Source organism: Sphingomonas sp. 3P27F8 (assembly GCF_005502745.1).
Classification (GTDB): Bacteria; Pseudomonadota; Alphaproteobacteria; order Sphingomonadales; family Sphingomonadaceae; genus Sphingomonas.
This window is the reverse complement of sequence record NZ_SCNL01000003.1, coordinates 253,749-272,093: the sequence shown is the minus strand read 5'-3', so window position 1 is coordinate 272,093 and position 18,345 is coordinate 253,749. Positions and strand designations below refer to the sequence as shown.

Sequence of the window (18,345 nt, the reverse complement as noted above, 5' to 3'; positions counted from 1 at the left end):
ACAGCCGCTGCCCAAGGGGTTTTACGGAAGGGGTTGCGTGATGGCGACGGTCGAGAAGATGCCGATGCTTCAGGAGGGCTACGAGAAGCTCAATGCTGATCTGAAGCGCCTGAAAGCTGAGCGTCCGCAGATTGTTGACGCGATCGAGGAGGCTCGGGCGCACGGCGATCTTTCGGAAAACGCGGAATATCATGCCGCGAAGGAGCGTCAGGGCCAGATCGAGGCGTCAATCGCCGACATCGAGGATAAGTTGAGCCGGGCGCAAATCATCGACCCGAAAGAACTTTCAGGTGACAAGGTGGTGTTCGGGGCGACCGTCACGCTGATCGGTGAGGATGACAAGCCGATCCGCTATCAGATCGTCGGCCAGACCGAGGCAGATGCCAAGACCGGAAGGATCAGTTACAATTCGCCGCTCGGCCGCGCGCTGATCGGTCGCAACGTCGACGACGAGGTCGAGGTCTCGGTGCCGGCCGGCGACCGCTATTACGTCGTCTCCAAGGTCGAGTTCATCTGAACCCACACCGCGCCCTTCTTCCGGCCACGCTGGCCGATCTGATCGGCCAGCGCGAATGGAAACGTCACGTAGGCGGTGAGTCAGGCGCGGACGTTTTTTGCCTGGGCGGATCTGAGGGCGACGATCTCTATCTGAAATACGGGACGGATGACGTCGCCGATGCCATAGTCGATGAGGCCGTGCGCCTGCGCTGGCTATCCAAACGTCTGCCGTGCCCCGATACGATCGCGCTAGTGACGCAGGGTAACGAAGCTTGGCTTCTCACGACGGCGCTGTCCGGCAAAACCGGCGATGCGTGGCTTGAACAAAACCCCGCTATGTTGCCGTGCGTCATCAACGCATTCGCGCGATTTCTGCGCCAGCTACATGGCTTACCTGTTGAGGATTGCCCGTTCGATGCGGGTAGCGCCGTGCGACTGGCGGCGGCGCGGCGTGCCGTGGCGGCCGGCCTGGTCGATATCGGTGATTTCGGCGACGATCACGCCGGGTTGAGCGCAACGGAAATGCTTGAAAAGACCGAGGCGCTGGCCGTATTTGACGCCAGCCTTGCGGTGACGCACGGCGATTTCTCGCTCGGTAATCTGTTGCTTGATGAACATGGCGAGGTAATCGGCGCGATTGATCTAGGTCGGCTTGGAGTTGCAGATCGTTATCAGGATATCGCGATCTTCTGGCAGAATTTGGCCGACTATGGCTCGCGGGCGCAGGCCCAATTCCTTGCCGCGATTGGCGTAACCGATGTTGACGAGCAGCGGTTGAAATTTCACCGCTGTCTCGACGAATTGTTCTGAGCGATCACACCGCCGGCTTCAGTGAATCAGGCTCGAGTAGGCGGTGAAGGTGGACAATCACGTACTTCATCTCAGCATCGTCGACCGTTCGCTGCGCGGCAGCACGCCACGCCTTCTCTGCGCTGGCATAGTCGGGAAAAACCCCGACTATGTCGATCGATGATAGATCCTTGAAGTCCAGGGTGCGCGGGTCCGCGACACGCCCGCCGAAAACGAGATGTAGCTTGCTCATGCGCGCGCCCTAGCCCCGAGAAGGCGTAAAAGGGAAGGGGTCAATGCGCCCCGGACCCTCCTTTACCCGCTTTTGTAGCAGCGGTTCCGGCCGACGTAGCCGCCTTCAACAGACCATCTAGAAGCGATTTGGCCTGACCGCGCGCGGCGTCTCGGTTGATCCCTAGCGAATTCAACTCCGCCGTGCCCGCCTCTTTCGCGGCGGCGACGGCTGCCGCTGCGGTGCTGCCCACCCGCTTACCTATCGGAGCGAGCAGTTCCTTTTCGCGCTTGCCACGCGGTATCACGGCGGCAGCGATTGCGCCTAGCGCCAGGCCGCCGACGATAACCCCGATCGGGTTGGTTTCGATTGCGTCAGCGGTACGTAACGCCGCTCCGCGCGCGCGGTCGCGTGAGACCTCTAGAGCCTCGCTCGCCCGGGCCCGGGCGGTTTCGAGAGTCGATGAGGCCTTTTCGCGCGCTGCATCGACACCTTCACGTAATTTGCCATTGGAAGTTTCGGTGGAAGCGTCTGTCATTTTACTAGCCTTTCCGCGCGGGGCACCCATTTGCATAATCTAACGCTGACCGCACGCTTCGGTTTCTTTCGGAGACTGGCACGAAAGAAGTTTAGCGCGCCTCCAATGTGTCGGTGACCAAGGGCTGCTGCAAGAAGCGCGACACCGCCGGCGATCTTGCCGGGATGCCGCCTAGCGGCGCTAACGCTTGCTTCAACGGCCCGAGCGCCGGTCTCGCTGATTTGCCCGATGGCCTCCCTCGCGACGTTTTTTGGCGCGAGGCGAACCTGTAAAGCCCCAAGCGTAGCATTCATCCGGGCGCGAGCTTCTGCGGCGCGCGCCTCAGCGCGATAAAGTTCGCTAATATCAGTCATTTCTGATTCCTCGCTTGAGGCGGCCCCGGCCGATGAGCGCAAGTGTTGCAGCGATCAGCAAGGTGACGCCGCAAACAACGAGCGTCGCGATGCCCGGGCCGGTATAAGGAGTAAGCGTCAAGATTACCCCGACCAATATTGCGATCAACGCGGCCAGCGCGAAAACAAGCGCGCCGCCGAACATAATCGCCGCGTCGCGAAATCGGGTCACACTTGTCGCGACGCGCGCTTTTACAAGCCCTATTTCCGCGCTCGCCACTTCGCGCGCGTCGCCCGCAAGTTGGTTGACAAGCGTTGCAATGCCATCATCGATGGAAAAGCGATCCCCCTCCGTCACGGTTCAGGACCGCTCGCGGTGATCCAGCCCCGCGGTAAGTAGCCGCGCTACGACGAAACCAACGGCCGCTGCAGCGCCAATAGCGACGGCCGGGCTTTTGCGCACGAGATCACGCGCATCGGTGATAAGATCATCAACGCTCTTGTCATCGAGCTGTGACGAGAACCCCTGTACTTTTTCCGACGCGTTGCGAGCATACTGGCCATAATGTTCGCCCAGCTTTTCGTCGACCTGTCCCGCGGCGTCACTGAGCAATTGCGAAAGTTGGCTGAGTACCGTGGAAGCACGGGCCTTTCCATCTTGGGCCAATTCACGCGCTCTGTCGCCAGCCTGTTCGCGCAGCTTGCCAGTATTGTCTGAAAGCGCTTGCTTAACGTCAGAAAAGCGGCTGCCGTCCCCGTTCTTGAGCGGCTCAGCGGTCTGCGCCGCCGCATCGGCCTTCACGTCGCTATCGGTCATGGGCTGGAACGGGGTATCGGACATCGTCGAAATCCTTCGTTGATCGCGAATAAAACCCCGTCCCATATGCGGAGGTTCCATCGCCAATTGCGGCCAGGCGGCCTCACGGTTAGAGGCTGCGCGACCCGCCACCTACCACCATCTTAGAAGGATCGTTTCGTGACAGCAATCATCGACGTCCATGGCCGCCAGATACTCGATAGTCGGGGCAATCCCACGGTGGAGGTGGATATCTTGCTGGAGGACGGCAGCTTTGGCCGCGCCGCCGTCCCGTCGGGCGCTTCGACCGGGGCGCATGAAGCGGTGGAGAAGCGCGATGGCGACAACACTCGCTGGCTGGGCAAGGGCGTCGACCAAGCTGTCGATAACGTCAACGGCGAGATTGCCGAAGTGTTAGTCGGACTGGACGCCGAGGACCAGATGGAACTGGACCAGGCGATGATCGAGCTGGACGGCACGGAGAACAAAGGGCGGCTTGGCGCCAACGCGATCCTCGGGGTCAGTCTGGCCGCGGCCAAAGCCGCCGCCGATGCGAGTGGCCTGCCGCTCTATCGCTATGTCGGCGGCGCGGCGGCGCATCTCTTGCCGGTGCCGATGATGAATATCATCAACGGTGGCGAACATGCTGACAACCCGATAGACTTCCAGGAATTCATGATCATGCCGGTCGGCGTGGATAGCTTTGCCGAGGCGGCGCGCTGCGGGGCCGAGATTTTCCACACGCTGAAAAAGGGCCTCCATGAAAAGGGTCTCGCAACGTCTGTGGGCGACGAGGGCGGTTTTGCGCCAAATCTGGCGAGCACAACTGACGCGCTGGATTTCATCATGACCTCGATCGAGCGCGCTGGTTACAAGCCGGGCGACGACGTGATGCTGGCGCTAGATTGTGCGGCGACCGAGTTCTTCAAGGACGGAAAATACGTAATTTCAGGCGAAAACAAGATCCTGGAACCTGGCGCGATGGCAGAATATCTGGCGGATCTCGTTGCGCGCTATCCAATTCTCTCGATTGAAGACGGCATGGCGGAGGACGATTTCGAGGGCTGGAAAGCGCTGACGGACGCGGTTGGCGGCAGCGTGCAGCTTGTCGGTGACGATCTGTTTGTCACTAACCCGAAGCGCTTGCACGACGGCATCGCGCGCGGGCTTGCCAATTCTCTGCTGGTAAAGGTTAATCAGATCGGCACGCTGACGGAGACCTTGGAGGCAATCCGCGTGGCCGAGCGCGCCGGCTATACCGCCGTGATGAGCCATCGCTCTGGAGAGACCGAAGACGCGACGATCGCCGATCTCGCCGTCGCCACGAACTGCGGTCAGATCAAGACGGGTAGCTTGGCGAGATCCGACCGGCTGGCGAAATACAACCAGCTGATCCGCATCGAGGAGGAATTGGGCCACGTTGCGCGCTATGCGGGTCGCGATGTTCTGAGAAATCGCTGAAATCGCCGGAATACCGCTTGATTGACGGTCGGCTTCGCGCGACAACGCTCGTTAATGCGCCGCCGACCGTCAACCTTTCTCATAACCCTGAAACGCGCGGCCCTTCCGGCCGCCGCGCTAACGGTCATGGCGTTCTTCGGTATTTATGCTGTGGCAGGGCCTAACGGCGTTTTGGCGCTGGGCGATTACAAGCGGCAACTGTTGAAGCGCGAGCGTGATTACGCGATGCTCGATCAGCGCAGGACGATGCTGCGCAACCGCGTTGCGCTGTTGGATCCGCGGCATGCCAATCCAGATATGGTGGACGAGCTAGTGCGTCGGGAGCTGAATGTCGCGCATCCCGACGAGGTGATCGTCCCGCTGCCCTGAGCCGCGTACTAGTAACGCGTATGCCGCAGCGTTGGAATCTCGTCTTGCGTTTCAGCGATTGAAGGGTTGCGGATCGACGGGCGTAGCCGCGCGATGCTGCATAGCCCGGCAATCAGCGCGAGGCCGGCCGAGATCATCGGCGGCACGCCACCGGCACCGATATTATAAGCGAGCAGTGCAGCAACCAACGTTGCTCCGGTTGTTTGCCCGGTGAGGCGTACGGTTGATACCAGCCCCCCGGCAGCTGCCGCGCGCTCCCGTGGGGCGGACCCGATGATAAGCCGCGCGTTCGGTGGCAGATAAAGCCCGAAGCCGGAACCGCACAGCGCCATGCGCCAAGCTATATCAAAATACGTGGGGTTAGCTGGCATCAACGCGATCAAAGTCAATGCAATGATAGATATGGCCATACCGATGCCACCCAATATCCCTGCCGGTATGCGATCCGAAAGATAGCCAGCGAGCGGGGCGACGATCATGTTGGTCATCGGCCAAGGTGCGATTGCCGCCCCAATTGCAGCGGCAGAAAATCCCAGCGCCTGCATCCGAAATGGCGTTGAAATCAGCAAGGTCATCGAGGCTGTGAACGCCACGAAGCCGCCCAGCGCGCTGAGCCCGATAACCGGCCGCGCAAGCAGATCGATCGGCAGGATCGGATGCGTCTCGCCACGCTCGCGCCGAACGAAATAGACGCCTACGGTGATGCCAGCCAACACGATGGCGGCGGAAATTACGGGGCTGTCGCCGTGAACGCCGCTCTCAAGGCCGCCGATGATAAGCCCGAACATCGCCGCGCACATTATCGCGCCGGGCACATCGAAGGTGGTATTGCGCGGCTTCGGTGCCGGGATCGCGCCACCCAGCAATAGACTCACAACCGCAAAGGGTATTGCGCTTGCAAACACCCACGGCCATGGCGCAACCGCCAGCACCAGTCCGCCGAGCGTTGGCGCAGCAGCGGCTGAGCTGGTGACCACGACCGAATTGATGGCCAGCCCGCGCCCGAGCTGGTTGGCCGGATATATCTGCCGGATCAACGCGGACGCGACGCTCAGAACCGCGGCCGCTCCGGTAGCCTGCACCGCACGCACAATCAGCAGAAAAGGCAGGCTCTTTGCAAAGAAGCACAGCAGCGTCGCAACCGTGAAAATAAGCTGCCCCGCCTGATAGGTACGCTTCAGGCCGACGCGTTCGCCCAGCCCCGAAAAGGGTAGCATCAGCATTACCAGCATTACTTGATAGACGGTGACGATCGAAACGACCGAACTATGCTCCACGCCCAGATCGCGCGCGATTGTGGGCAACGCTACATTGGCGACACCGCCATCGATGATGACCAGCGCCGACCCGAAAGACATTGCTGCGATCGCGGCATAACGCCGTGGGATGGGAAGGCCGTCCTGCATCTGCCTATCCGATAGCGAGGATTGCGATCATCGCAATCGGGCGGCATGAAAGTATTTCTTGGAGGATAGTTCCGATGATGCGGCATCTCGCGCTGGTTTTCTGGCTGCCGGCTCTTGTCGCGGGAACCGCGCTAGCCCAGACGGCTTCGATGGCCGACAAAGACCCCTATATCTGGCTTGAAGAAAAGGACGGCGCAAAGCAGCTCGCCTGGGTAAAGCAGGAAAATGCGCGTACGCTGGCCCGGCTGGAAAGCGATCCGCGCTACCGCACTTATTATGACGAGGCATTTGCGATCGCGGCGGCCACGGATCGCATTCCGATGCCGGAGCAGACGAATGGCCGTATCCTGAATTTCTGGCGTGACGTCGATCACCCGCAGGGCGTTTGGCGCTGGACGACTCATTCGAATTACTTAGGCGCCAGCCCGAAATGGACGACGTTGCTGGATCTCGATGCATTGTCGAAGGCCGAGGGCAAAAAATGGGTGTGGAAGGGGGCGACATGTCTGCAGCCCGACGAGCGGCTGTGCCTCGTCCAGCTTTCGGAAGGTGGCGAGGATGCCGTGGAACTGCGTGAGTTCGATCTCGCGACAGGCAAATTCGTTGAGGGTGGCTTCCGCCTGCCGAAGTCCAAGCAGGGTGCGAGCTGGGTGGACAGGGATTCTCTGCTCGTCTCGCGTGATTGGGGGGAAGGGACGCTGACAGCATCCAGCTACCCATTCGTCGTGAAGCTGGTGAAGCGGGGTCAGGCGCTGGACCAGGCTAGGGAGGTGTTTCGTGGCGAGCCGGGCGATCAGCTTGGAACGTATGCCCGCACGCTTGCCGACGCGTCGGGTAATCGTCTTATAGTTATTGAAAGGCGCAACACCTTTTTCGGAGGCGAGAAATTTTTCTGGACTCCCGCAGGTTCGCACAAGCTTTGTGTGCCGGCACGTACGTTCGCGACTGGGCTGGTCGGGGGTCGAGTGATCTTCGAGACGAGCGACACGTGGGCCGACATTCCGGCCGACGCGGTTGCGTGGGCGCCGCTTGCCGAGATGAGCGGTGGCAAGATCACTCCCCGCATATTGTTCGCGCCGACCGCGCGACAAGCCGTGCAGGGCGTTGCGACGACGAAGGATCATGTTCTCGTCAGCTATACCGATAATGTACGTGGTCGGCTTGCGAGCTTTTCCGCTACCGGCGACGGTTGGCGCGAACGCACGTTGCCGGTTCCTGAGAATATGAGCGTGGCGATCGCCAGTTCTACCGAACGGAGCAATGAGGCGTACGTAGCGATCAACGGTTTCGCTACGCCGACCGCGCTAGCCGCAGTGGATGCGACCACAACGACAGCGCCGTTGACGGTCAAGTCGTTGCCAGCGCGGTTCGATGCGACGGGTGTGAAAGTCGAACAGTTCGAAGCGACCTCTACCGACGGGACGAAGGTGCCTTATTTCGTTGTGCTGCCACGGGGCGCTAAGCTGGATGGCACGCTGCCGACGTTGATGACCGCGTACGGCGGGTTCGAGCTGGCTCGTTTGCCAACCTATCTGGGGGCGACGGGCAAGATCTGGACCGAGCGTGGCGGTGCTTTCGTGCTCGCCAATATCCGCGGCGGGGGGGAGTTCGGCCCAAAGTGGCACGATGCTGGGCGGAAGACGAAGCGTCAGGTGATCTATGACGATTTTGCTGCGGTCGCGCGCGATCTGTTTTCCCGCCGGGTTACCTCTGCGAAGAAACTCGGCATCTATGGTGGTTCGAACGGCGGTCTTCTGATGGGCGTGGAACTCACCCAGCATCCAGAACTGTGGAATGCGGTCACGATCCAGGTGCCGCTGCTCGATATGGTGCGATATGAGAGGATAGCGGCCGGAGCATCGTGGGTGGACGAATATGGCTCTGTAAGCGTGCCTGAGGAGTGCGCGTTCCTGGAAAAGATTTCTCCCTATCGAAATTTGAAGCGCGAGGTCGTCTATCCCGAGCCATATATTTGGACGACAACGAAGGACGATCGGGTCGGCCCGCAGCACGCGCGAAAATTTGCTGCGCGGATGAAGGAATACGGCCTCCCCTATCTTTTTTATGAGGATACGGCTGGCGGCCATTCCGGAGACGCGGATATTGCGCAGGGTGCGCGCCTTCAGGCGCTTCAGATGGTCTATTTTAGCCAGCGTTTGATCGGCACGGCACAGTAGATTATAAAGTTGTTGCTGCAATGCAGCAGAACAATTAACATGGCTCAATGAAGCTGAATACCGAGGAGGATCGCGTGGCCTCCGCTCCCCCGGCAAGCATGCCGGTCGTGTTTGAGGCGATCGTTAAGCGCCAGGCTCTTGCGGCGACATATAATCGTGGCGAGGTCACTCTGGCGCCGCATATCGTCTATACGAAACACGGCGAACTTTACGTCGACGCCACCACTCTCGATCGTGACGGAAAGCCGCCACGCGAGGAAAAGGTTGGCGCGTTTAAAATCGCCGGCCTCGGTGGATTACGCATCACCCCGCGGCGTTTCGAGCCGTCCGAACTGTTCGATCCTTCGGAAGTGCGATACGCCGGGGTTACGTTGCTCGCTATCGAGCGTTGACGCGGCAGATCTTGCCCGGATCCGGTCGCCATCGCCGCGTCCGGGCATAGTCTGCATCAGCGGCAATGCAGCGACGAGTTTTTCTGATCTATCGATTTGCCGGCGAGTGCCCCCGCCGCGCCGCCCAGTAATGTGCCGACAATCCGGCTGCGGCCGCCGTCGATCACATTGCCCAGAATGCCGCCCAGCGCGCCCCCGACCACCAGGCCGGTGGTGCCGTCGCTGCGCTTGCAGTAATAGCGGCCGTCGTTGCCGGAATAGACGCGCTCGTCCGCGCTCATCGCGCGTTCCTGATACTGTGCGCCGCCGCGATAGTCGCGTGCCGGATCATAGCCGCGCTCGTCGCGCCAGCCATCGTCACCATAGCCGCGCGGCGGGGGCGGGGGCGGGGGCGGATAGCCGCCGGGATTGCGGCGCGACAGCTGAAGGTAGCGATCATATTCCTGGCGGAACACATCCAGCTCGCGACTGAAGCGATCCTGCGCCGCGCGGAACCGCGCCTCATCGGCGGAGGATTGCGCCAGCGCGGGCATCGCGCCGGAGATACTCGCGGCGATCAGCGCGGCGCCAAGAAAACGACCAAGCATTCCAAAACCCTCCCTTGCCCATGATGGGCGACGAATAGCTATCGCCCCCATCCCGTACCGTGGATGAACGATGCAGACGCGGCCCGAACTCAACCGCTGCTGGTGGTGACGAAGCTGTCCATCACGCGCTTGCGCCCGGCATGATCGAAATCGATCTCGAGCTTGTTGCCCTCGATCTCGACGATCGCTCCGCCACCGAATTTCTGGTGAAAGACGCGCATCCCGACCACGAGATCGCTGCGCCCCTTGTTGCCGAGGCTGACCGAGGGGCTGCGGCTCTCGACCACCCGCGTCGGTTCGCGGGTGAAGGTGCGGCTCTGCCACTCACCGCCCGGCTTGCTGCCGAGACTGCCCGCCGCACGCTGCCAGCCGGGCCCGCGCCCGGTGCCGCGCGCCACTTCGGCGAAAGGATCGGCACGTTCCGACCAATTGGCACGCCACAGGCTGGCGCCGCCGGACATGGTGGTTTCCTCCTCGACATGATCGCCGGGCAGCTCGCCCACGAATCGCGACGGGATCGATGAGGTCCACTGGCCGTAGATGCGACGGTTCGCGGCATGAAGGATCGTGGCACGACGCCGTGCGCGCGTGATCGCGACATAAGCGAGGCGGCGCTCCTCCTCCAGACTGCGCAGGCCGCCCTCGTCCAGCGATCGCTGCGAGGGAAACACGCCTTCCTCCCAGCCGACCAGGAACACCGTGTCGAATTCCAGCCCCTTGGCGGCATGGATGGTCATGATCGTGACCTTGGCATCCTCGCGCGTGGCCTCATTGTCCATGACAAGGCTGACATGCTCAAGGAATGCGCCGAGGCTCTCATATTCCTCCATCGCGCGGACGAGTTCGGTGAGGTTCTCCAGCCGCCCGGCCGCCTCGGTCGATTTCTCCGCCTGCCACATCGCGGTATAGCCGCTCTCGTCCAGTATCTGCCGGGCGAGATCGGGGTGTGACAATTCGCTCGCGAGCTGCCGCCAGCGCGCGATATCGCCGACGAAATTGCCCAGCGCGCGGCGCGCCTGCGGGGTCAGCTCGTCGGTATCGAGGATCCGCGCGGCGGCGATGCTCAGCGGCAGCCCCTCCGCACGGGCAAGCTGATGCAAGCGCGCCACCGCCTTGTCGCCCAGGCCGCGCTTGGGCGTGTTGACGATCCGCTCGAACGCGAGATCGTCCGCCGGCTGGTTGACGATGCGCAGATAGGCCAGCGCATCGCGGATTTCGGCGCGCTCGTAGAAACGGAAACCGCCGACGATGCGATAGGGCATGCCGATCGCGATGAAGCGATCCTCGAATTCGCGGGTCTGGTGCTGCGCGCGCACCAGGATGGCGATATCGTCAAGGCTGCCGCCGCCGCGCTGCGCCGCCTCGATCTCGTCGCCGACGCGGCGCGCCTCCTCCGGCCCATCCCACACGCCGATGACGCGGACCTTGTCGCCCGCGTCGATCTCGGTCCACAAGGTCTTGCCGAGCCGCCCGCTGTTGTTGGCGATCACGCCGCCGGCCGCGCCCAGGATATGCGGTGTGGAGCGATAATTCTGCTCCAGCCGGATGATCTTCGCGCCGGGAAAGTCGCGCTCGAATCGCAGGATGTTTTCCACCTGCGCGCCGCGCCACGAATAGATCGACTGATCGTCATCACCGACGCAGCACAGATTCCGCCGCTCCTGCGCGAGCAGCCGCAACCAGAGATACTGGACGCTGTTGGTATCCTGATATTCGTCCACCATGATGTAGCGGAAACGCTGCTGATAGTGCGCCAGCACCTCGCGATCGGTCTTGAGGATCGTGAGCACATGCAGCAGCAGATCGCCGAAATCGCAGGCGTTCACGGCCTTCAATCGCGCCTGATACTGCTGATACAGCTCACCGCCGCGCCCGTTGCCGTATCGCTCGCTCTCGCCGGCATCGATGTCGGCCGGGGTGAGGCCCTTGTTCTTCCACTCGTCGATCAGCCCGGCGAGGCTGCGCGCGGGGAAGCGCTTTTCGTCGATATCGGCGGCGACGATCAGTTGCTTGAGCAGCCGGAGCTGGTCATCGGTATCGAGGATCGTGAAGTTCGACTGCAGCCCGACCAGCTCGGCATGGCGGCGCAGCATCTTCGCGCCGATCGCGTGGAACGTGCCCAGCCACGGCATCCCCTCCACCGCATCGCCGACGAGCCGCCCGACGCGCTCCTTCATTTCCCGCGCCGCCTTGTTGGTGAAGGTGACGGCGAGGATTTCGGACGGATAGGCCCGGCGCGTCCACAATAGATGCGCGAGCCGCGCGGTGAGCGCGGCGGTCTTGCCCGTGCCGGCGCCGGCGAGGACGAGCACCGGGCCGTCGGTGGTCAGCACCGCTTCACGCTGCGGCGCGTTGAGGCCAGCGAGATAGGGCGCGTCGGCGGGGGTGGATACAGGAACACTCACCACCGAACAGGTAGGGAACGGCGCGCCCGCGGGCAAGCGCGGCGTGGCATCCGGCGGCGGCCGAGCCGATCTGCGCGCCACTTGCGCCCGCTGGCGGTTCGTGAGAACAAAATAAAAACATCGGCAGGAGCGATTCGATGGCGATCTCGGGAAAGTGCCATTGCGGCGCGGTAACGTGGCGAGCGGACGGGGAGGCGGAGCATCATGCCCTGTGCCATTGCGAGGACTGTCGCCGCTGGTCCGGCGCGCCGCTGGCCGGATGGATCGCGTTCGATGAGAGCAAGGTGACGATCAGCGGGGAAACCGCGGCATATCACTCGTCGGAAAGCGTGACGCGGGAATTCTGCGGGAAATGCGGCACCGGGCTTTTCTATCGCAACCCCGTGATGCTGCCGGGAATAATCGATATCCAGTCCGGCACGATGGACCATCCCGAACAGTCGCCGCCCGGCGCGCATATCATGGTCAGCCATCGGCTTGGCTGGGTGAGGGACATGGCCGACCTGCCCGAGTTCGCCACCTATCCGGGAATGGACTGACGGGCGCCCGGCAAGCGCCGCTCGCGATCGCCCGTCAGGATGGCGTGATTCCATAGCGCGCATATTGCTTGTCGATACGCGGCAGGAGGCGTCGCGCGATCGCGAGTTCCCTTGCGGCCTCCGGCTCCCGATGGAGCTTCGCCAACACGATGGCGCGCATGAAGCGACTCTCCGGCTGATCGGGCGAGGCGGCCAGTGCGGCGTCGAGATCGGTCAGCGCTTCCTGATATTTCCCCAGGCGAAACCAGACCAGCGCGCGGCTGTCGAGCGCGCCCGTCGTGTCGTTGGCGAGTTCGATGGCGGCGGTGCAATCCTTCAACGCGGTGTCGAGCATCACTTGCCGCGTGCCCTTTACCCAGCACCGCGCGTTCATCAGCGACGGCGACCCCGGCTTGTCCGCGATCAGGCTGTCGTAAAGGGCGAGCGATTCGGCCGCGCTGCCATATTCACCCAGCAATTGCGCCCGCAGCTCGCGATAGCTGTTGCGCAGATTGCCGCCCAGCGCGATGCGTTGATCGATCAAGGCCAGCGCGCCGACGAGATCGCCGCGTTCGGCCTTGATCTCGCTGACCCGCCCCGTCGCATCCATCGACGAGGGATCGAGCGCGCGCGCCGATTCCGCATCCGCGAGCGCGGCGGCCATATCGCCGAGATCATAGAATGTGTTCGAACGTTGGAGATACAGCTCGACCGATGGCGCGATCGTGATCGCGCGAGTGAGATCGGCTACCGCACCGCGCCGATCCGCGATGGCGATACGGAGCGACGCTCGGCTAATGTAACCGGAGGCCTCATCGGAATCGGCTTGCGCGATCGCTTTGGCGAAGATCGCCTCGACTGCCGCGATCTGCGTCGCGCCGGCAGGATCGCCCGACGAAAGGTCCCAGCGACGCCGCGTGTCGGCGGGCGCGACGATCCGGGGCGCCCGCGCCTTCGCGGTTGCAAGGGCGTCGCGCTCAGCGGGAATCTGCCCCGCCGCAATTTCTTCACCGACCGCATCGATCCGTTCGTCGAGCGTCAAAACGCCGTCTGCCAGGTGCGTCTCGCGCGTGATATCGTGTCCCGCGATATGGCCTTTGAAACCGGGCTCTCCCTCCAGCGTGAACCCGCGGCCCTTTTCCGGCAGGCGAAGCCGGAGCCGGTAGCGCATCCCCGCAGGCGGGCCGCCCGCTACCGGAACGGACGCCCAGTTCGCCTTGCTACGATCCGGATCGAAGCTGAACTGCGCCAGCAACCGGGCGACCGCGCGCTTGCGTCGCCGGTCGTCGGTGATCCAGGACGTGGTCGTCACACCGCGCCCCTTCACCGTTACCGTGCCGGTGACGGGATCCGGGGTGATCGACGTATCAGAGAACTGCCCTTCGCCGACCAGGTTTTGCAGGACCCGGTCAACGGCACCGCGTTGATCCTTCGCGCCCAACTGGCTCTTTGCCAACGTCAGCAGGAGCGCTGGCTGCCCCCGAACGATCGCTGTCGCTTCGAACGCACTTGGAATATCGACGCTGGCGGTCTCGTCAGCGTCTATGGTCAAGTCGATGACCGGGCGCGCGTTGGCGTGATTTTCGATCCTGATGGGTGCCGCGCCCTCGGTGCGCACCGGCAACACATATCCAAGGGCCGGCGTGTCGTGAATGTCGGCGAGCCGCGAGCCCGAACCCGTGCCGTCCAGCCACAGGGTTTGACCATCGATGGTCGCCTTGACGAAAACGTGGTTGAACGCCGCTGCGCTGGGCAATCGCTCCGGCACGAAATCGCCGGTTCCTCCAGCCGAGGCAAGAACCGGCTCGGCCTCGATTCCCATTGCGCGCAGCAACGCCAGCAGCAGCGCCGTCTTGGCCTTGCAGTCCCCGTAACGGACTTCCCATGTGCGCGCGGGCTTCTGCGGGACATAATTCCCGCCGTCCATGCCGACCGCCAGATAGCGGATCTTGTCCTGCACGAGTTCCAGCGCGCGCTGGGCCCGCCCGACCCTGGAGGGATCGGCCTTCATGATCGCTTCCACCTCGCCCGCCAGCGCGGAACCGGGGGCGATTGCCGTGCTGTCGGCGCCATAAAGTGGCGCGAACGTCCTCGAGACATCCGCCCAATCCGAGAATGTCGACAGTTCCAGCAGCGGTGGATGGCGATAGCGACCGGGGGCATTCTCCGGCATCTCGACCTGCTTGGGCACGGGCAGGGTCAACTGCAACAGCGTGTCGCCGCCATTACGCACCGGCGCGACCTTCACGCCTTCGGCGAGCAGCTTCCACTTTGGTGGGGCCGCCGTGGGCCACGAAACCCGCTCGCGGGCGAAGCCGACACGAGCGGGCAGGGCGGGCAGCGACACGACATTCTGGACGTGCCCGCCCAGCGCGGCGTCCTTCAGCGTAGTCGAGGCGCGGAGGCGCAAGATATCGCCGACCTGCAACCCTTCGACCGCGAGCGTTGCCGTGAGAATGCCGGTGAGTTCCTGCTGCTCCAGCAATTGCTCGCGGCGCAGCACGACAAATTTCTGTCCCTTCGCCAACACGTCGATCCGCTGGCCCGTGCGCCAGATGGAAAGCTCATGAACGATGAGGTCGCCCTTGTCCGGGGACCATGGCAACGTCAGCGATGTTGCCTGCGCCAGCATTTCTGGAGACGCGATCCGCGTCGCGACATCGAGGTAAGACCAGAGCTGGCCGTTTTCGATGCGTTGCTGCGTATCGTAGATCACGACCGGCGCCGCATCGGAATCGATCTTTGCGGTATCGGGCATGGTCGCAGCGACGACCCAGGCCGGGGCAGGCTGATAAAGAGGCGTGTCGCTGGCCACGCACGGCGTCACGGCCGCGCAAGCGAACGAAGCTGTCAAACCGATCGCAAAAAGCCGCATTTCCCCCGCCCGCCTGCCAACCCCACGTGATCGATAAATGCTAAAGGATTGAGACGCACGTGGAAATGCCGTTAAGCACGATATCATCGGGCGAAAACCGCTATCCCCGTTGGCTGCCGATCTGACCGACAAGCCGGGTTGCTGTCTTTTGTGCGCCAGCCACGATCGGCGGGACCGTACAAAGGGCAGGCTGACCTTTCGCGCCTAGCCGCGCTTTGACCTCTGCAAGTCGAACTATACTGGCGAATCCATATCAACTCGATAGGAATATCATGGTTGCCGGCGAAGCTGTGATCCGGCGCGATTCTGCGATCTGAGGAGCCCCGCGATGATGTGTTGCTGTTGTCTCCATGAACCGACCCGGGCGACCTGTCGCCGCTAGGGCCCTGACCGCCCGATACCGATCGTAACCGGTCCGCGCGTCGTTTGACACAACGGACTGGCTTGCCCTGTCGCCCCGTTTCGAGGCGGTCGGCGGCAAGGGAGGGGTGCGCCCGGCGCCTGGCGATCCACGACCTCACTCCGTTTCTTCCATAACATAAGGGGAAGGGCAGCGATGACGCATGCCTGTGTACGTTTGACGTTTCTTGCCGGGGCCGCGCCGCTGGCATTGCTGGCACCGCCAGCCGCCGCGCAAGTCGCCGCGCCGGTCGCGCTGGCCAGCGCCACGCCGGCCGCTTCGCCCGAGGCCGCGCCCGTCGATGCCGCCGACGACGCATCGCTCGACGTCGTCGTCACCGCGCGCCGGCGCGAGGAGCGCGCGCAGGACGTGCCGATTGCGCTTAGCGTCGTCGGTAATGAGCAACTCGCCGCGCGCGGGGATTTCCGGCTCGACCAGGTCCAGCAGCTGGTGCCCTCGCTGCAAGTGTTCAGCTTCAACCCGCGCAACACCAACATCAACATTCGCGGTCTCGGCTCGAATGTCGCGCTCACCAACGACGGACTCGAGAACGGCGTAGGCATCTATATCGACAACGTCTATTACGGGCGCGTCGGGCAGAGCCAGTTCGACCTGGTCGATCTCGACCGGGTGGAAGTGCTGCGCGGGCCGCAGGGCACGCTGTTTGGCAAGAACACCACGGCGGGCGCGATCAACATCAGCTCGAAGCTACCCAGGTTCGACTGGGGCTTCGAGGGGCAGGCCGATCTCGGCAATTACGATTTCAAGCAGCTTCGCGGGTCGCTGACCGGGCCGATCAAGGACGGCCTTGCCGCGTTCCGGCTGAGCGGCGCCTATACCGATCGCAGCGGTTTCCTGTACGACACGACGACCAAGCGCGACGTCCACGATTATCGCAATATCACGCTGCGCGGGCGGTTGCTGCTGACGCCGGCGAGCGGGCTCAGCATCCGGCTGATCGGCGACTGGGGCAAGCAGGACCAGAATTGCTGCATCAACGTGCTGGTCGGCAGTTTCAACAATTACGACAATGGCGCGGCCATCGCCAACAACTTCGCCAGCCGCATCGCGCGGGCCGGCTACACACCGCTGCCGTTCGCACCCTTTTCGCGGCGGACCGACGCCAATTCGCCGTTTCAGGCGAACATGAATACCTGGGGGGTGTCGGGTGAGGTCAATTACGATCTCGGCAGGGCGACGATCACCTCGATCACGGCATTGCGCAACTGGAACTGGTTTCCGCTAAACGACGGCGATTACACGGCGCTGGCGGTCAATCTGCAAGGCCATATCAACAATTTCCAGCGCCAGTTCAGCCAGGAACTGCGCATCGCCTCGAACGGCACCAACACGGTCGATTACGTCGCCGGGCTCTATTACTTCTTCCAGAAGGTGCGTGGTGTCTCGACCGCGCAGTTCGGGCCGGATGCGGCAAGCTATCTGTTCCCGGCTGACCTTGCGGGCGGGGTCGCGAACATCGCCACCAACGGGTTGCTGTCGCAAGGACGATCCGACCCGCACACGCGCAGCTTCGCCGCCTTCGGGCAGACGGTGTGGCACATCACGCCGGCGCTGACCCTGACGACCGGACTGCGCTTCACGCATGAGGACAAATGGGGCGGGTACAGCAACCAGATCCTGTTCGCGCTGCCAACCACCGGGCTCAATGCGACGCAGACCGCGCGCGTCGCCGCGATCCGCGCGAGCCTGGCTCCGGCCACGTCGTTCAACGTCTCGACCAGGAATGACAGCCTGTCGGGGCTCGCCACGCTGGGCTGGAAGCCGGGCAAGGACGTGTTGCTCTACGCGACCTATTCGCGTGGCAGCAAATCGCAGGGGCTCAACCTCACGACCATCCCCGCAGGCGTGTCGCCGATCGTCGCGCCGGAGCGGGTCGACAATTTCGAGCTGGGCGTGAAGTCGCAATTCTTCGATCGCGCGGTGACGCTCAACCTCGCGGCCTATTCCACCACCGTCGCGAACTATCAGACGACGATCGTGCAACAGCTGATCGGCACCAATACCTATATCAACTATATCGCCAACATTCCCAAAGTGCGCTCGCGCGGGTTCGAAGGCGATGTCGCGTGGCAGGTGGCGCCGCACCTCGGCCTCACCGGATCGCTCGCTTATACCGATGCGATCTATACCGATTATCCCAACGGCCCCGCGCCGGTCGAGAATCTCAATCGCGGCGCGGTGCAGAACATGACGGGCCAGCCGCTCGCTGGCGTACCGAAATGGTCGGCGGCGCTGGGCGGCGACGGATCCGTGCCGTTGCGCGACGGGGTCGAGGGCTATGCCCATGCAGACTGGTCGTACCGCTCGTCTTACTACACCGTCGCTAGCAACAGCCGATACGGGCTGGTGCCGTCTTACGGCGTGGTCAATGCGCGCCTCGGCGTGCGCTTCGATCACGGCAGATACGACGTGTCGATATGGGCGCGGAACCTGTTCGATCGTGATTACTACCAGACCCTGAGCGTGCTCAATTACGGCCTCGTCACCGCCACGCTGGGCGACCCGCGCACCTTTGGCGGCACCTTCCGGGTCAAGTTCTGAGGAGCGAG

At 62.9% G+C, this 18,345-nt stretch carries 16 protein-coding genes; 8 read left to right on the top strand and 8 right to left on the bottom strand.

The annotated features are described in order from the left end of the window. Nucleotides 1-40: 40 nt before the first annotated feature. Complete coding sequence (gene greA, locus FFS35_RS05965; RefSeq protein WP_137786203.1) at nt 41-517, top strand: transcription elongation factor GreA; 477 nt, start codon at nt 41-43, stop codon at nt 515-517. Next, a complete protein-coding gene (locus FFS35_RS05960) occupies nt 514-1,308 on the top strand; it encodes an APH(3') family aminoglycoside O-phosphotransferase (RefSeq protein ID WP_137786202.1) in 795 nt (264 codons plus the stop codon). Before greA ends, FFS35_RS05960 begins: the two co-directional genes overlap by 4 nt. A 4-nt stretch (nt 1,309-1,312) precedes the next feature. Here the strand turns inward: FFS35_RS05960 and FFS35_RS05955 are convergent, their stop codons facing one another. The 4 genes from FFS35_RS05955 to FFS35_RS05935 form a co-directional block, all read right to left on the bottom strand. After that, a complete protein-coding gene (locus tag FFS35_RS05955) occupies nt 1,313-1,540 on the bottom strand; it encodes a DUF4170 domain-containing protein (RefSeq protein ID WP_137786201.1) in 228 nt (75 codons plus the stop codon). A 40-nt stretch (nt 1,541-1,580) separates the two neighbouring features. Continuing rightward, nucleotides 1,581-2,057 carry a hypothetical protein gene (locus FFS35_RS05950; protein ID WP_137786200.1) on the bottom strand — a complete coding sequence of 159 codons (477 nt, stop codon included), beginning with the start codon at nt 2,055-2,057 and terminating at the stop codon, nt 1,581-1,583. Nucleotides 2,058-2,402: 345 nt separating this feature from the next. Then, the gene (locus FFS35_RS05940; protein WP_137786198.1) at nt 2,403-2,747 is read right to left on the bottom strand and encodes a phage holin family protein; all 345 of its coding nucleotides are present in this window, start codon (nt 2,745-2,747) and stop codon (nt 2,403-2,405) included. Nucleotides 2,748-2,750: 3 nt separating this feature from the next. Continuing rightward, a complete protein-coding gene (locus tag FFS35_RS05935; RefSeq protein WP_137786197.1) occupies nt 2,751-3,230 on the bottom strand; it encodes a hypothetical protein in 480 nt (159 codons plus the stop codon). A gap of 135 nt (nt 3,231-3,365) precedes the next feature. Here FFS35_RS05935 and eno point away from each other — a divergent pair, with 135 nt between their 5' ends. After that, nucleotides 3,366-4,646: a phosphopyruvate hydratase gene (gene eno / locus FFS35_RS05930; protein ID WP_137786196.1), complete on the top strand. Its 1,281-nt coding sequence runs from the start codon at nt 3,366-3,368 to the stop codon at nt 4,644-4,646. 54 nt (nt 4,647-4,700) lie between these two features. Then, the gene (locus FFS35_RS05925) at nt 4,701-5,015 is read left to right on the top strand and encodes a septum formation initiator family protein (RefSeq protein WP_137786253.1); all 315 of its coding nucleotides are present in this window, start codon (nt 4,701-4,703) and stop codon (nt 5,013-5,015) included. An 8-nt stretch (nt 5,016-5,023) separates the two neighbouring features. Here the strand turns inward: FFS35_RS05925 and FFS35_RS05920 are convergent, their stop codons facing one another. After that, nucleotides 5,024-6,421, bottom strand: a complete 1,398-nt coding sequence (locus tag FFS35_RS05920) for an MFS transporter (protein ID WP_137786195.1) — start codon at nt 6,419-6,421, stop codon at nt 5,024-5,026. Nucleotides 6,422-6,495: 74 nt separating this feature from the next. Here FFS35_RS05920 and FFS35_RS05915 point away from each other — a divergent pair, with 74 nt between their 5' ends. Both FFS35_RS05915 and FFS35_RS05910 read left to right on the top strand, forming a co-directional pair. Beyond that, on the top strand, nt 6,496-8,598 hold the full coding sequence (locus FFS35_RS05915; protein ID WP_137786194.1) for a prolyl oligopeptidase family serine peptidase: 2,103 nt from the start codon (nt 6,496-6,498) through the stop codon (nt 8,596-8,598). A 47-nt stretch (nt 8,599-8,645) separates the two neighbouring features. Beyond that, nucleotides 8,646-8,990, top strand: coding sequence for a WYL domain-containing protein (locus tag FFS35_RS05910; protein WP_249341476.1), 345 nt, complete (start codon nt 8,646-8,648; stop codon nt 8,988-8,990). A 56-nt stretch (nt 8,991-9,046) separates the two neighbouring features. Here the strand turns inward: FFS35_RS05910 and FFS35_RS05905 are convergent, their stop codons facing one another. Together FFS35_RS05905 and FFS35_RS05900 are read right to left on the bottom strand one after the other, a co-directional pair. After that, nucleotides 9,047-9,577 carry a glycine zipper 2TM domain-containing protein gene (locus FFS35_RS05905; protein ID WP_137786193.1) on the bottom strand — a complete coding sequence of 177 codons (531 nt, stop codon included), beginning with the start codon at nt 9,575-9,577 and terminating at the stop codon, nt 9,047-9,049. An 89-nt stretch (nt 9,578-9,666) separates the two neighbouring features. Further along, nucleotides 9,667-11,982: a UvrD-helicase domain-containing protein gene (locus tag FFS35_RS05900; protein WP_137786251.1), complete on the bottom strand. Its 2,316-nt coding sequence runs from the start codon at nt 11,980-11,982 to the stop codon at nt 9,667-9,669. Between the two features lie 137 nt (nt 11,983-12,119). Between FFS35_RS05900 and FFS35_RS05895 the strand changes: the two genes are divergently transcribed. Next, the gene (locus tag FFS35_RS05895) at nt 12,120-12,521 is read left to right on the top strand and encodes a GFA family protein (RefSeq protein ID WP_137786192.1); all 402 of its coding nucleotides are present in this window, start codon (nt 12,120-12,122) and stop codon (nt 12,519-12,521) included. 34 nt (nt 12,522-12,555) lie between these two features. On the opposite strand, the gene FFS35_RS05890 is transcribed toward FFS35_RS05895, so the two are convergent. Further along, nucleotides 12,556-15,258, bottom strand: a complete 2,703-nt coding sequence (locus FFS35_RS05890) for a DUF3857 domain-containing protein (protein ID WP_249341475.1) — start codon at nt 15,256-15,258, stop codon at nt 12,556-12,558. A 673-nt stretch (nt 15,259-15,931) separates the two neighbouring features. Here FFS35_RS05890 and FFS35_RS05885 point away from each other — a divergent pair. After that, the gene (locus FFS35_RS05885; RefSeq protein ID WP_137786190.1) at nt 15,932-18,337 is read left to right on the top strand and encodes a TonB-dependent receptor; all 2,406 of its coding nucleotides are present in this window, start codon (nt 15,932-15,934) and stop codon (nt 18,335-18,337) included. Nucleotides 18,338-18,345: the final 8 nt, after the last annotated feature.